Below are 13,489 nucleotides of genomic sequence, written 5' to 3' on the forward strand. Positions count from 1 at the left end.
CCTCACCCCATGAGCTCCAGGAACCGCTCCAGACCGATGTTGCCGCCGGAGATGATCACGCCGACGCGGCGCGGCGGGGCGGACCGCCCGGGGGCCTCGACGCGGCCGGCGAGCAGGGCGGCCAGGGCGGTGGCGCCGCTGGGCTCGGTGACGATCTTCAGGCGTTCGAAGGCCAGCTTCATGGCCGCGCGGATCTCGTCGTCGCTGACCAGGACGACCGAGTCGAGCAGCCGCCGGTTGACGGCGAAGGTCAGCTCGCCGGGCCGCTCGACGGCCTGGCCGTCGGCGATGGTGTGCGGGACGGGGATGGTGACGGGGTGGCCGGCGGCCAGTGAGCGCCGGGTGTCGTCGCCGGCCGCCGGCTCCACGCCGATCATGCGGATGCCGGGGGCCAGCGCGGTGGCGGCCAGGGCCGAGCCGGCCATCAGCCCGCCGCCGCCGACCGGCGCGAGCAGCGCGTCCAGCGGGCCGGTCTCCTCGATCAGCTCCAGGGCGGCGGTGCCCTGCCCGGCGATGACGTGCGGATGGTCGTACGGCGGGATCAGGGTCAGGCCGCGTTCCTCGGCGAGCCGGCGGCCCAGGGCGGTGCGGTCGCCCGTGTAGCGGTCGTAGCGGACGATCTCGGCGCCGTAGCCGGCGGTGGCGGCCACCTTCGACGCCGGGGCGTCCTCGGGCATCACGATGACCGCGTGGCTGCCCAGCTCCCGGGCGGCCAGCGCGACGGCCTGGGCGTGGTTGCCGGAGGAGTAGGCGGCGACCCCGCGGGCGAGTTGCTGCGCGGACAGCCGGGACAGGGCGTTGTAGGCGCCGCGGAACTTGAAGGCGCCGACCCGCTGGAAGTTCTCGCACTTGAGGTGGACCTCGGCGCCGGCGAGTGCGTCGAGGGTGCGGGAGCGCAGCACGGGCGTGCGGTGGGCCACGCCCGCCAGCCGCCGGGCGGCGTCCCGGACGTCGTCGAAGGTGACGACGTCCGGGACGCCGGTGCTGCCGGGGCCGGGGGGACCGTCGGGGCTCGCTGTCATGGCCGCACGCTACGGGAGCAGCGCGGTCAGCGGCACGTCCGGATCGGCGAGCGCGCCGGACTCCAACGGTGTACCGGCGCGGATCAGTTGCCCGAGGGTGCCGGCGACGTCCGGGACGTTGACGTTCATCCCGGCGAGCAGCCGCCCGTCGCCGTCGAGCCAGAAGGCGGTGAACTCGCGCCTGGCGACGTCCCCGCGGCAGACGACCTGGGCGTACGAGCCGGGCGGGGCGTGGCCGGTGTACTCCATGGCGACGTCGTACTGGTCGGAGAAGAAGTACGGGACGCGGTCGTGGCGGACGTCCTGGCCGAGCATGGCGCGGGCGGCGGCCGGGCCGCCGTTGAGGGCGTTGGCCCAGTGTTCGACCCGCAGGCGGGTGTCCGCGGGGGTGGTGCCCGAGAGGGTGAGGGGGGCGGCGGCGACGTCGCCGGCGGCGTAGACGTACGGGTCGGAGGTGCGGAGCGAGGAGTCCACCGCGATGCCGCCGCCGCTGGTGCCCGTGCGGTCGACGAGGTCGAGGCCGGCCTGTTCGGCGAGCGCGGTGCGCGGGGCGGCGCCGATCGCGGCGAGCACGTCGTGCGCGGGGTGTTCCTCGCCGTCGTCGGTGCGGACCGCGAGCACCATGCCGTCCTGTCCGACGATCTCGGTCAGCTTGGCGCCGAAGTGGAAGCGGACGCCGTGGGCGCGGTGCAGATCGGTGAACACGCCGCCGAGTTCGGGCCCCAGGACGCCGTGCAGCGGGGTGGGGGCGGCCTCGACGACGGTCACCTCGGCGCCGTAGGAGCGGGCGGCGGCGGCGACCTCCAGGCCGATCCAGCCGGCGCCGGCGATCACCAGATGGCCGTTGTCCCGGCCGAGCGAGGCCAGCACGCCGCGCAGCCGTTCGGCGTGCGCGAGGCGGCGCAGGTGGTGCACGCCGGCCAGGCCGGTGCCGGGGATGTCCAGGCGGCGGGGCTCGGCGCCGGTGGCCAGCAGCAGCCGGTCGTAGACGATCAGGGTGCCGTCGCCGAGGCGGACGGCCTTGGCCTCGGGGTCCAGATGGACGGCGGGCTGGCCCAGGTGGAGTTCGATCTGGGCCCGGGCGTACCAGGCGGGTTCGTGGACGAAGACGCTGTCGCGCTCCTCCTTGCCGAGCAGGTACCCCTTGGAGAGCGGGGGGCGCTCGTACGGGTGGTCGCGCTCGTCACAGATCAGGATCACCCGGCCGGTGAAACCCTCCGAGCGGAGCGTCTCCGCGGCCTTCGCTCCGGCCAGGCCACCCCCGACGATGACGAACGTCTGGTGTGCGTCGACCACTTGCTTCCTCCTCGTTGCGGTGCCGTACGTCCGCGTCCGCGTCCGTGAACGCCCCCGGTGTCCCCCCGATCCCTCTCCCCCGTTGATGTGCTGGGCGCCGCCGGGGTTCCCGTTCGCCGCCGATCGGGGTGTTGCGTGGTGCCGTGGCCCGGTTTCGCTGTGCGCTGTGGTCAAGGTGCCCCGTTCGAGAACGGCCGGGTTCGAGCGTCCCGCACGGAGCGTGAGGGGGGAAGAGGGGCTTTCCCCCAGGGTCACCCCCGGTTCGCCCCTCGGTGACCGGGCGGCCGGGTGAGACGGGCGTGCAGGGAGCGGGCCGAGGTGTCGGTCAGGGCCGCGATCTGGTCGATGACGGCACGCATCCGCGCGGTGTCGTCGGGGGCCGAGTCGAACAGCGAACGGAACTGTGGATCAAGGCCGTCGGGGGCCCGGGCGAGCAGTGCCTCGGCCAGTTCGCCGAGGACGACGCGCTGGTCGGCGCGGAGCACTTCCTGGTCGGGGCGCTGCATGACGTACCGGTCGGCGACGGCTTTCAAAACGGCGCATTCGAGCCGGGTTTCGTCCGGAACCACCAGCTCGGCCCCGTAGCGGGTGAGCCGTCCGCTCCCCCACTGGGCCCGGGTGGCGGTCTCGGCGGCGAGGCAGAAGCGGCCGATCAGCTGGCTGGTGGCGTCCTTGAGGCGGGCCTGGGCGAGCGCGGAGCCGTCGTAGCCGTGCGGCCACCACTCCTGTTCCAGCAGGCGATCCAGCGCGGCGGCCAGCTCCGCGGGGCCGGCGCCGGACGCGTAGCGCTCACCGGCGACGGCGAAGATCTCGGCGCGTTCGGCGTCCGCGAGCAGGAGGTTGGGGTCCAGATGTCCGGCGTGCAGGCCGTCCTCGACGTCGTGCACGGAGTAGGCCACGTCGTCGGACCAGTCCATGACCTGTGCCTCGAAGCTCTGTGCCCCGTCGAGCGCGCCCTGCCGGAACCACGCGAAGACGGGCAGGTCGTCGGCGTAGACCCCGAACTTCGGGGAGGCGGGGTCGCTGGGGTGGGTGCCGCGCGTCCAGGGGTACTTGGTGGCCGCGTCGAGGGCGGCACGGCTGAGGTTCAGCCCGACGCTGACCGCCGTGCCGTCCTCGGCGGGCACGAAGCGTTTGGGCTCCAGGCGCGCCAGCAGCCGCAGTGACTGGGCGTTGCCCTCGAAGCCGCCGCAGGGCGCGGCGACTTCGTTGAGGATCTGCTCGCCGTTGTGGCCGAAGGGCGGGTGGCCGAGGTCGTGCGCCAGACAGGCGGTCTCGACGAGGTCGGGGTCGCAGCCGAGGGCGGCGCCGAGTTCCCGGCCGACCTGGGCGCACTCCAGGGAGTGGGTCAGCCGGGTGCGCGGGCTGGCGTCCCAGGCGTGGGTGTGTCCGCCGGGGGTGACGACCTGGGTCTTGCCGGCCAGCCGGCGCAGCGCGGCGGAGTGCAGGACCCGTGCGCGGTCGCGCTGGAAGGCGGTGCGCCCGGGCCGTTTGTCGGGCTCGGTGACCCAGCGCTCGATGTCGGCCGAGGTGTAGCCGGGGATGGTCGGTCGTGTGCCCGTCATACCGCGACGGTAGCCGCCCCGGTGCTCTCGTCGTCGCATCCGGTGGGTGCGAGCAGCACCTGGTCGTAGCGGTGCAGCACGAGGCGGGCCAGTGCGGGGTGGTCCGCCAGGGGGGCCGCGGCGATGCCGGGGGCGGCCTCGGCGGCGTGCGTGGCGAAGCGGCCGGGGGCGGTGAAGCAGCCGGCCACGGCGACGGGGGCGTGGCCGTTGGCGGTCAGCTCCCGGACCGCGTCGGCGACGGCGGGCAGGGCTCCGGGCGCGGTGCCGGCGGAGGGCGCGGCGTGGGCGGCGGCGGGCCGCACGGGGAGACCGCCGAGCCGGGCCGAGAGCAGCCGGGCGGTGCGCGCGGTGTCGCGGGCGGATCGCGGGGACCGGGAGCCGGCGGCGGCCAGGACCACGGCGGTGCGCGGGCCGGGCTCCGGAGGGAAGCCGGCTTCCAGGAGGCGGCCGTGGAGCGCCTCGGCGAGGAGCGGGTGCGGCCCGAGGGGGGTGGCGATCCGGCCGGTCAGACGGGGTGCGTCCGCCAGCGCGGCGGGCAGGTCGCGGGTGACGTGGTACCCGCGGCCGAAGAGCAGCGGGACGAGGACGGCCTCGCCCCGCAGCTCGGCGAGGGTGTCGGTGAGCAGCGGCCGGTTCAGCTCGATGTGCCCGAGCCGTACGGGCAGTCCGGGGCGCAGGGCGCGGACCCGGGCCAGCAGTGCCCGGACGGCGGGCAGGGCGCGGGGGTCGCGGCTGCCGTGGGCGACCGCGACGAGGGTGGGGACGGGCGGCCGCGAGGGGCGCAGCCCGTGCAGCCGGACCCCGTGGAGCCGCCGGCTGAGCTGCGCGGTGATCTCGGCGGCCAGGTCCCCCGTGCCCAGGGGCGCGGTGGGGGCGGGGCGGGAGGCGGGGTGCGGTATCGGCGCCGTCATGAAGGGAGCGTGGCAGCGGGGCGTTGCGGTCCCGTTTCCCGGCCGCGACGTTCGTGTTCCGTCGGGCTGTCACGGGCGGCTCGGCGGCCGGGGTCCGCGCCCCGGCCGCCGCCCGGGCCCCGCCGACCCGCTACGCCTGGTGCGCGTCCACCTCGCGCAGGTGCCGCGCGCGGGCCGTCTCGTCGAGGAAGGCGGCGCGGAAGGAGTTGCGGGCCAGGGTGCGCAGGGTCTCCTGGTCGAGGCCGAGGGCGTCGCGCACGGCGCGGAAGTTGTCCTCCGCGTAGCCGCCGAAGTAGGACGGGTCGTCGGAGTTGACGGTCACCAGCAGCCCGGCGTCGAGCATCGCGGGCAGCGGGTGGTCGGCGAGGTCGTCGATGACCCGCAGCCGGACGTTGGACAGCGGACAGACGGTCAGCGGCACCTGGTCCGCCACCAGGCGCGCCACCAGCCGCTCGTCCTCCATGCAGCGCACCCCGTGGTCGATCCGGTCCACGCCGAGGACGTCCAGGGCCTCCCACACGTACGCCGGGGGCCCTTCCTCCCCCGCGTGCGCCACGCACTTGAGCCCGGCCTCCCGCGCAAGCGCGAAGACCTCCCGGAACTTCGACGGCGGGTGCCCGACCTCGGCGGAGTCCAGGCCGACGGCGGTGAGGCGGTGCAGGTGCGGGCGGGCCGCCTCGAAGGTCGCCAGGGCCGACTCGGCGCTCTCGTCGCGCAGGAAGCACATGATCAGGCGGGTGCTGATGCCGTAGGCCTCCTCGGCGCCGTCGAGCGCGCGGGCCAGGCCGTCGATGACGGTGCCGATCGCCACGCCGCGGGCGGTGTGCGCCTGCGGGTCGAAGAAGATCTCGGCGTGCCGTACGCCCTGCTCCTTCGCGCGGGCCAGGTAGGCGTGCGCGAGGTCGGCGAAGTCGTCCTCGGTGCGCAGCACGGCCATCAGCGCGTAGTAGAGGTTCAGGAAGGACTGGAGGTCGGCGAAGGAGTAGGCGCGGCGCAGCGCGTCCTCGTCGGCGTAGGGCAGTTCGATGCCGTTGCGCCGGGCGAGCGCGAAGGCGAGTTCGGGCTCCAGGGTGCCCTCGATGTGCAGATGCAGCTCCGCCTTGGGCAGCGGCGCGGGGGCGGGAGCGGACGGGGAGGAAGGCACGCGGGTCACACCTGTTCTGCGGTACGGGAAGAGTCGGGGAACTGCGGGAACTGCGGGAAACCGGACGGGGGGGCCTCCGCCGGGGAGGAGTCGTCCAGGTTAGCCGGGGTGCGGCGGGTGGCCGTGGCGGCGCCCCGGCCCGGGCGGCGTCGGCCGGTGTTCCGCCCGGGTGCCGCCGTGCCACTCGCCGCCGGTGAGCGGGGCGGCGGTGGCGCGCAGCCGGGCGGCGAGCGGGGCGGCGGCGAGGTAGACCCAGGCGCGGACGGTGCGGCCGTCGGCCAGCACCGCGTCGGTGCGCACCCGCTCGTAGAGGTTTCCCGGGGCGCCGGGGACATGTCCCTCCAGCCGGTCCAGCACCGCGCGCACCTCGTCGTACTCGCCGTCGCGCGGCCGGACCAGATCGCCGTGCACCACCGCGTCGGCGGGCCCGGCCGTCGCGTACGGGTATCCGGGGCCGTCGTAGAGCAGCGCGCCGCGGATGTGGGCCGGTTCCTCGGCGGCGGTGCGGCCGCGCAGGGTCCGGGCGTGGTTGGCCTCGCCGGGGCGCAGCGTTCCGTAGACGAAGAACGGCAGCCGCTCGGGCTCGGTGGTCATGGGGCTCTCCTCTCCGGGACGCGGTCTCCCCCGGCCACGATGCCAGGCCGCCGGTGCAACCGGCGACGCGTCCCCCGGCGTCGCAGCCTGCGGGATCACGAACGGGCACGAACACGACGCGGGCGACAACGCGGGACAGGACGGGCGCAGATGCGGGAACCGGAGCCGGCAGGGCGGATACGGCAGGCGGTACGGCGGCTGCGGCCGCCGCGGACCCGGCGGGGCCAACGCCGGGTGTTCCAGGCCGTGGTGGCGCTGACGGTACTGGCGCTGGCGCCGGCGACCTGGATGAACGCGACCGCGGGGCCACGGGTGCGCACGGTGGCGGACGCGCCCGCCGCCCCGGTCGCCCTCGTCTTCGGCGCGGGCCTGTGGAAGGGCGCGCCCTCGCCGTATCTCGCGCACCGGCTGGACGCGGCCGCCGAGCTGTACGAGCGGGGGAAGGTCCGCGCGGTGCTGGTCACCGGCGACAACAGCCGGCGCGGCTACGACGAGCCGGACGCGATGCGCGGCTATCTGCTGCGGCACGGCGTCCCGGCCCGCCGGATCGTCAGCGACTATGCGGGCTTCGACACCTGGGACTCCTGCAGCCGGGCCCGCCGGATCTTCGGTGTGCACCGCGCGGTGCTGGTCAGCCAGGGTTTCCACATCCGGCGGGCGCTGGCGCTGTGCGGCGCGGCCGGGGTCGACTCCTACGGCGTCGCCGTCGCCGCGAAGCACGATGTGACCTGGGCGTACGGCGGTGTCCGGGAGATCTTCGCGGCCGGGAAGGCCTCGGCGGAGGCGCTGTGGCGACCCGACCCGCACTTCCTGGGGCCGCACGAGAAGGGGGTGACGGAGGCGCTGCGGTAGCGCGGCGCCTCCGTCACCCCTGGGCATGCCGGGTGGACCGGGCCGGACCCCGCGAGCCCGGCCGGATCCACCCGACGGCCCCTGGCTCAGCCCTTCGTCGCCCGGGCGTAGAGGCTCAGGATCTTCGTCCCGAAGTACGGGCTGTAGCTGGTCCGGTCGTTGTCCGGGCCCTTGGGGCCGCCGCCGTTGAGCCCGCCGATCAGGCCGATGACCCGGCCGGTGCGGCTGTCCTCGTCGTAGTCGCTCAGCCAGGGACTGCCGGAGGTGCCGCCGTAGAACCCGCCGCAGTTCATGCGCAGTTGGCGGGTGCCGCCCAGCCGGGTGGTGCGGGTGGCGCAGCGCACGGCCCGGTCCTGGGGGTCGTTGCGGACGTTGGGATAGCCGATGACGGTCACGTCGTTGCGGTAACCGGGCGTCGGGGTCAGGACGTTGCCGCCGGTGACGTCCTCGACGCGGCGGCCGTCGTCGTCGGGGGCGACGGTGGCGAAGGCGAAGTCGAGGTCCGCGCCGTCGCCGGTGGTCCCGCGGCCCGGGTAGGCGAAGGTGTCGTCTATCGCCCACACGCCGTAGGGCTGGGTGGTCGCGCCGGAACGATACTGCGGGACGAAAGCGGCGCGGGTGCCCGGATGGCAGTGCCCGGCGGTGAGGATCAGATTGCCGTGCGGGCTGTGCACCACGCTGGCGGTGCAGTGGTGGGCGCGGGCGTCCCCGTCGACGGAGAACAGCACGCCGATGGACGGGATGCCGTCGAAGTGCCGCGCGGTGGCGGCGCGTCGGGAGGCGGCCGGGGCGGACTCGGCGGCCAGGGCGGAGGTACGGGCGTGGGGCCCGGTGGGCGCGGCGGCCGCCATCCGCTCCGCCGTCCAGTAGGCGGCGGCGTCCCGGCTGGTCCAGTTGGCTCCGGTGGCGGGGTGCTTGGCCTCCGGCGCCTGCTGCCGGGTGCCGTCGACGGCGTGTCCGAAGGGCGCGGTGGCCAGACACACCGCGAGGCCGACGGCGGCCGTGGCGCCCCTGCGCCAGCGGCGGTTGCGGCGTCGCTGCTCGGCTCGGGTCATCCGGTGGTTCCCCGTGTGGTCGTGCTGCACGTCAGCTCGTCTCCTTGGTGACCCAGGACAGATACCCGGCGCCACCTCGGGTGACGGGGGTGGCGATGATCTCGGGGGTGTCGTAGTCGTGTGCGTCGAGGAGGTAGGCCTCCAGCGCCTCGTAGCGCGCTGCGGCCGTCTTGAAGAGCACCTGCCACTCCTGGCCGGTCTCGACCGCGTTATCCCAGCGGTACACCGAGGTCACCGGGGCGCCGATCTGTGCGCAGGCGGCGAGCCTGGCCTCGATCGCGCCGCGGGCCAGTCGCCCGGCCTTGGCTTCGCAGTCGATGGTGGTCATGACGGTCAGGAACCGGGCCTGGTGCCCGGTGGGGTCGTCCTCGTCGTTCGGGACAGTCGGGTCGGCCACGTTGCGCATCCTTCGCGGTGGGGGGCGGGACGGTGGGGCCGCATCGGACAAGCACGCCTGTCCGATGGCGCTGGACCGCAATGCATCGTACGGACCGACATGATCATCCCGTAAGTGACTCGGCCCGCCCGGCGCGGGTATGCACCCGGACGCCGCCCCGCACCCGCCGTGGAGGTCCGGCCCGGCGGGCGAACTCCCCGGTTGCGCGGCTTCGTGCACCGGCAACGATGGAAGGGGAGCCCGGCCCGCCGGTCCGCACGCGAAAGGCCCGCATCATGGACGACCTCAGCGCACTCGCCCGTCAGCAGCTCGACGACGCCAGGGCCTCCGCCCACGGGCGCAGCGGCCACCTCTTCCTGCACGACGGCCCGCTGCGGCAGAGCGTGATCGCGCTGATCGCCGGCACCGAACTGGACGAGCACAACGCCCCTCCGGCCGCCAGCCTGCAGGTACTTCACGGGCGGGTCCGGGTGACGGGGTCCGGCGGAGGCCAGGAACTGACGGCCGGCCAGGTCGCCATGACCCCGCGCGAGCGGAACGGCCTGATGGCCCTCGACGACGCGGCGGTGCTGTTCACGGCCGTCACGGAGATTCCGGACGGGGAGCGCCGAAGGCCGACCGTGGGGGCGGCCCGGGCGGCGTAGTGGCCCCGATGCCGGCCTTCCGCCGCCTTCCCGGGCAGGCCCGGGTTCTTAACATTCACACCTTTCTGAATATTATGTAGTTCCGTACGCGTGGAGTGGACCCAATGGCACCCCACACGTACGGAACTCGCACGGCTCGGACGGGGCCGCTCAGCCCGCCAGCCACTGGTCGTAGGCCAGCTTGCACAGCAGCGCGACGACCACGACGACCAGCACCCCCCGGACGAAGCCCGCGCCGCGCTTGAGCGCCATCCGGGCGCCCGCCATGCCGCCGGCGAGGTTGAACAGCGCGAGCAGACCGCCCAGTTGCCACAGCACCGTGCCCTGGATCGCGAACATGGTCAGCGCGCCGATGTTGGTGCAGACGTTGACGACCTTGGCGGTGGCCGAGGCGGTGACCAGGTCCATGTGCAGCAGCGCGGCGAGCGCGAGGATCAGGAACGCGCCGGTCCCGGGCCCGATCAGGCCGTCGTAGAAGCCGATGCCCAGGCCCGCGACGAGGACGGCCGCCAGGAGGCGCCGGGCGGCGACCGGCCCCGCGGGCGCGGGGGCGGTGCCGAAGCCGGGGCGGACGAGGACGAAGACGAGCACCGCCAGCAGCACCCCCATGATCAGCGGCCGCAGCACCGCGCTGTCGATGCCCGCCGCGAAGAACGCCCCGCCCAGCGAACCGGCCATCGCCGCCAGGCCGATCCGCAGCGCCGTGGGCACGTCGATGGTGGTCTTGCGGACATAGGTGACCGCGGCCGCGGAGGTGCCGACGATGGCGGTGGACTTGTTGGTGGCCAGGACGTAGGCGGCGGGCATGTGCGGGAGACCGACCAACAGGGCCGGGAGCAGCAGCAGTCCGCCGCCGCCGACCACGGCATCGATCCAGCCCGCGGCGAGCGCGGCCAGCGCGAGCAGGACCAGGGTGAACAGCGATATGTCAGCGGGCACCAGGTGATCCTAGGGACCGCGGGGCTTCCAGGGGGCGTTCAGGCGTCACACCACCCATGCCCTCCGGCAAGCACTGGCCACGCGCCGATGCAAGCTGCGCCAATCGAGTTAATTCGGAATGCCAACTATGGCGTGGCGTCCCGTCGGCCACTTCAATCGGTGCTACCGACGGTGGGGTGCCCATCCCCTGGCGGGGACCATGAACGGCTACCGCTGTGATGCGGTTTTGCCGTGGCTTTCAGGGCACCCCGGCAGGTGAACATGCTCGGAGAGTCTTCTTTCTCCGGCGTGTATCAGCCCCACCTCCTTCATGGAGCCTTCGAAAGGGGCTGCCATCATGGCACTTGCTCTTGTCCTCAACCCGGCAACAGTCGCAGCTGGCCAGACCTTCACCGCCACAGCCACGTCCACCCCGATCGTGGCTGGCGAAGCGGTCCTCTTCCAGTACGACGCACAGCCCAATCAGACCGTGAATGCCGACGTGAACGGTGTTGCGGTCGCCACCTTCACGGCGACCACGACGGGGCCGGTGGTGGCCACCGGCCCCACGAGCGGAACCGGTGTGGCAACGGTGACCGTCACGGCGGCACAGGGCTGTGTGATCACGGTGACGCCGTCGCCCGCCAACCCGACCGCGGGCCAGCCGGTGACCCTCACCACCCACGTCACCTGCAACGGCGCCGAGGTCGACGGTGCCGTGGTGGCGCTCACCACCCCCAACGGCCCCTTCATCGGCATCACCGCCGGCGGCCTGGGGGCCAGCGTGAACGTCGGCGCGTTGCCCCTCGGGATCAGCCCCATCACGGCCACCGTGGTCGCCTTCACCGGCCTCCCCCCCACCTGCCTCTGCATCGGCAACACCATCACGACGACCGTGACCGTCGGTCCGGCGGCGACCTGCGCGGTCGCGGTGACGTCGGCACCCGCCAACCCGACCGTGGGCCAGTCGGTGACCGTCACCGCCACCGTCACCTGCAACGGGACCCCCGTCCAGGGCGCGCAGGTGCTCTTCAACTCCGGCGCCACCATCCTGGGCACCGGTATGACCAACGCGGCCGGCCAGGCCACCGCGTCCACCACCGCGTTGCCCCTCGGAGCCAACATCGTCACGGCCACCGTGATCGCCGAAGGAACCACCTGCGCCTGCATCAGCGTCGCGGGGACCACGACCGTGACCGTCGGTCCGGTGGCGTCCACCTGCCAGGTCGCGCTGACGTCGACACCCGCCAGCCCGACCGTGGGGCAGCCGGTGACCCTCACCGCCACCGTCACCTGCAACGGCGCCGCCGTCGTGGGCGCTTCCGTCGCCATCACCGGGCCCGGTGGCCTCTCGTTCAGCGGCACCACCAACGCTGCCGGCCAGGCCACGACGACGACCTCCTCACTGCCCGCCGGGGTCAACACCATCACGGCCACGGTGAACGCCGCAGGCGGCACCTGCACCTGCACCAACGTCGTCACCACCACGACCGTGACCGTCGGCGCGGCGCAGACCTTCAAGGCTCAGCCGGCCTGCTACACGCTGAACTTCCCCCCGCTGCCCTGGTCCTTCGCCCACACCACGCTCACCGTGACCGGCGCGACTCCGGGAGCAGTGGTCACCTTCCACTCCGACGGAGCCGGCGGACCCGTCCTGTGCACCGCCGTCGCCGACGCGAACGGCAACGCCAGCTGCCCGGTCAACCTCACCGTCTTCCAGCTGGCCGCCGGCTACACCGCCACCACCCCCGTGCCCGGAGGATTCCTCACCTCCTCCAGCACCCTCTTCCCCTGCATCTGACACCCCACCGGCTCGCGCCCCGCATAGCCGAAAGTCTGCGGTTGCTCACCTGAACCACCGACAACGGCCAGGAACCGACGAGCCACCCGCCAAGAGAGCCGTCCCCCGTAACGCAACTACGGGGGACGGCTCGGGTCACAAGGATAGCCCCGGAGGCACTGAGCCGAGCCGATGCCAAGCGCCCCTGGAGCCCACGAGGAAGCCGGAGCGGACGCCTGCACCCGACCCACGCAGGTCTCTGCGGGCGACCATCACGACGCCGTGTCCGCCCCTCGACCCCCCCACCAAGAGAGCGACAAAAGGAGTACGACATGGGCTGCAATTGCGGCGGAGGCACACAACAGCAACAGACCATCTCTTCGTTCCAGTTGGCCCTCCCCGACGGGACCGTTCGCGTGTACCACACGTGGCAAGAAGCGCACGCCGCTTACCAGCGTGCCGGCGGAGTCGGCACCATCGTCCCCGTGTACCAGTAACCGACTCCCGGCGGCGCGAAAACAGTGCCGCGACCCACGGCACTGACGAACGGCAACTCTGCCGACGCCTCAGGCCCGCGCTCCGGCCGATCGGTCAGCCGGGGCCGCCGTCCCTTCCCGCCCGTTGCCGGGAGAACGGCCGGCCCCGGCCTTCGCTCTGTCAATTCGTCCAGACACCCTCACGGTTAGGGGACGGGCTTCATGACGCTCCCAGAGTTTCTTCTCTCCCTCGGCGCCGTCTGCCGCCTCACCCGATTCCTCACGAAGGACACCCTCGCCGCCGGCTTCCGCATCTGGATCGGCAACCGCTTCGGCGACGACTCCAAGCTCACCTACCTGGTCAGCTGCAGCTGGTGCACGAGCATCTGGGTGGCCGCCGCGATGACCGCCCTCATGCAGTGGGCCGGCGGGAGCCTCGCGCTGCACCTCGTCACCACCGCCCTGTCGCTCTCCTACGTCGCCGGGCTCGCCTCACGCTGGCTCGACTGACCGTCGCCGCCATCGCAGCCGTCGTGGAACAGCAGACGCACCCCCCGACTCTCCGCCACCCGATGCACCTCCGCCAGCGCCTCGGTCAGCTCCACGGTCAACAACTGAAGCTCCCCGGCCGTCCACCCGCGCCCCGCGAGCCCGCACCGCGCCTCGTCGATGAGGTCCACGGCCGCGGCTAGCTGCTCCTCCTCGACGGCATCGGCGACCCGGGACACGTACCCGCTCCCGTCACTCACCAGAAAGCACGGCTTCCCGTCCGCACTCGACCACGGCAGCAGCCGCGCGACAGGTTCGGCCATCTCCTCAACTCCCTACTGATGGA

The 13,489-nt window shown here is 73.5% G+C and carries 15 protein-coding genes; 5 read left to right on the forward strand and 10 right to left on the reverse strand.

Going from position 1 to position 13,489, the window contains the following annotated elements:
- Positions 1 to 2: 2 nt before the first annotated feature.
- The 6 genes from ACQP17_RS11550 to ACQP17_RS11575 form a co-directional block, all read right to left on the reverse strand.
- Entirely contained in the window at positions 3 to 1,022 is a 1,020-nt protein-coding gene (locus ACQP17_RS11550; protein WP_433856192.1) for a threo-3-hydroxy-L-aspartate ammonia-lyase, read from the reverse strand.
- Between the two features lie 9 nt (positions 1,023 to 1,031).
- On the reverse strand, positions 1,032 to 2,318 hold the full coding sequence (locus ACQP17_RS11555; RefSeq protein WP_433856193.1) for an NAD(P)/FAD-dependent oxidoreductase: 1,287 nt from the start codon (positions 2,316 to 2,318) through the stop codon (positions 1,032 to 1,034).
- Between the two features lie 251 nt (positions 2,319 to 2,569).
- Positions 2,570 to 3,883 carry a deoxyguanosinetriphosphate triphosphohydrolase gene (locus ACQP17_RS11560; protein ID WP_433856194.1) on the reverse strand — a complete coding sequence of 438 codons (1,314 nt, stop codon included), beginning with the start codon at positions 3,881 to 3,883 and terminating at the stop codon, positions 2,570 to 2,572.
- On the reverse strand, positions 3,880 to 4,794 hold the full coding sequence (locus ACQP17_RS11565; protein WP_433856195.1) for a sirohydrochlorin chelatase: 915 nt from the start codon (positions 4,792 to 4,794) through the stop codon (positions 3,880 to 3,882). Before ACQP17_RS11565 ends, ACQP17_RS11560 begins: the two co-directional genes overlap by 4 nt.
- Positions 4,795 to 4,924: 130 nt before the next feature.
- The gene (locus ACQP17_RS11570; RefSeq protein ID WP_433856196.1) at positions 4,925 to 5,938 is read right to left on the reverse strand and encodes an adenosine deaminase; all 1,014 of its coding nucleotides are present in this window, start codon (positions 5,936 to 5,938) and stop codon (positions 4,925 to 4,927) included.
- Positions 5,939 to 6,037: 99 nt separating this feature from the next.
- Positions 6,038 to 6,532: a gamma-glutamylcyclotransferase family protein gene (locus ACQP17_RS11575; RefSeq protein WP_433856197.1), complete on the reverse strand. Its 495-nt coding sequence runs from the start codon at positions 6,530 to 6,532 to the stop codon at positions 6,038 to 6,040.
- Between the two features lie 150 nt (positions 6,533 to 6,682).
- On the opposite strand from ACQP17_RS11575, the gene ACQP17_RS11580 reads away from it, so the two are divergent.
- Positions 6,683 to 7,384 (forward strand): SanA/YdcF family protein, encoded by a 702-nt coding sequence (locus ACQP17_RS11580; RefSeq protein WP_433856198.1) that lies wholly within the window; start codon positions 6,683 to 6,685, stop codon positions 7,382 to 7,384.
- 86 nt (positions 7,385 to 7,470) lie between these two features.
- Here the strand turns inward: ACQP17_RS11580 and ACQP17_RS11585 are convergent, their stop codons facing one another.
- The gene (locus tag ACQP17_RS11585; protein WP_433856199.1) at positions 7,471 to 8,469 is read right to left on the reverse strand and encodes a trypsin-like serine peptidase; all 999 of its coding nucleotides are present in this window, start codon (positions 8,467 to 8,469) and stop codon (positions 7,471 to 7,473) included.
- Position 8,470: 1 nt separating this feature from the next.
- A complete protein-coding gene (gene cutA / locus ACQP17_RS11590; protein WP_433856200.1) occupies positions 8,471 to 8,836 on the reverse strand; it encodes a divalent-cation tolerance protein CutA in 366 nt (121 codons plus the stop codon).
- 275 nt (positions 8,837 to 9,111) lie between these two features.
- Between cutA and ACQP17_RS11595 the strand changes: the two genes are divergently transcribed.
- Entirely contained in the window at positions 9,112 to 9,480 is a 369-nt protein-coding gene (locus ACQP17_RS11595) for a cupin (protein ID WP_433856201.1), read from the forward strand.
- A gap of 150 nt (positions 9,481 to 9,630) precedes the next feature.
- Here the strand turns inward: ACQP17_RS11595 and ACQP17_RS11600 are convergent, their stop codons facing one another.
- Complete coding sequence (locus tag ACQP17_RS11600) at positions 9,631 to 10,419, reverse strand: sulfite exporter TauE/SafE family protein (RefSeq protein ID WP_433856202.1); 789 nt, start codon at positions 10,417 to 10,419, stop codon at positions 9,631 to 9,633.
- Between the two features lie 337 nt (positions 10,420 to 10,756).
- Here ACQP17_RS11600 and ACQP17_RS11605 point away from each other — a divergent pair, with 337 nt between their 5' ends.
- The 3 genes from ACQP17_RS11605 to ACQP17_RS11615 all read left to right on the forward strand — a co-directional run bounded on the left by ACQP17_RS11605 (position 10,757) and on the right by ACQP17_RS11615 (position 13,164).
- Positions 10,757 to 12,199: an Ig-like domain repeat protein gene (locus ACQP17_RS11605; RefSeq protein WP_433856203.1), complete on the forward strand. Its 1,443-nt coding sequence runs from the start codon at positions 10,757 to 10,759 to the stop codon at positions 12,197 to 12,199.
- 311 nt (positions 12,200 to 12,510) lie between these two features.
- Positions 12,511 to 12,675 carry a DUF7196 family protein gene (locus ACQP17_RS11610; RefSeq protein ID WP_433856204.1) on the forward strand — a complete coding sequence of 55 codons (165 nt, stop codon included), beginning with the start codon at positions 12,511 to 12,513 and terminating at the stop codon, positions 12,673 to 12,675.
- A 201-nt stretch (positions 12,676 to 12,876) separates the two neighbouring features.
- Entirely contained in the window at positions 12,877 to 13,164 is a 288-nt protein-coding gene (locus tag ACQP17_RS11615; protein WP_433856205.1) for a hypothetical protein, read from the forward strand.
- Here ACQP17_RS11615 and ACQP17_RS11620 read toward each other — a convergent pair.
- Positions 13,128 to 13,466 (reverse strand): hypothetical protein, encoded by a 339-nt coding sequence (locus ACQP17_RS11620; RefSeq protein ID WP_433856206.1) that lies wholly within the window; start codon positions 13,464 to 13,466, stop codon positions 13,128 to 13,130. The genes ACQP17_RS11615 and ACQP17_RS11620 overlap by 37 nt on opposite strands.
- Between the last annotated feature and the right edge of the window lie 23 nt (positions 13,467 to 13,489).

It is taken from the genome of Streptomyces kronopolitis (assembly GCF_050953795.1).
Classification (GTDB): domain Bacteria; phylum Actinomycetota; class Actinomycetes; order Streptomycetales; family Streptomycetaceae; genus Streptomyces; species Streptomyces kronopolitis_A.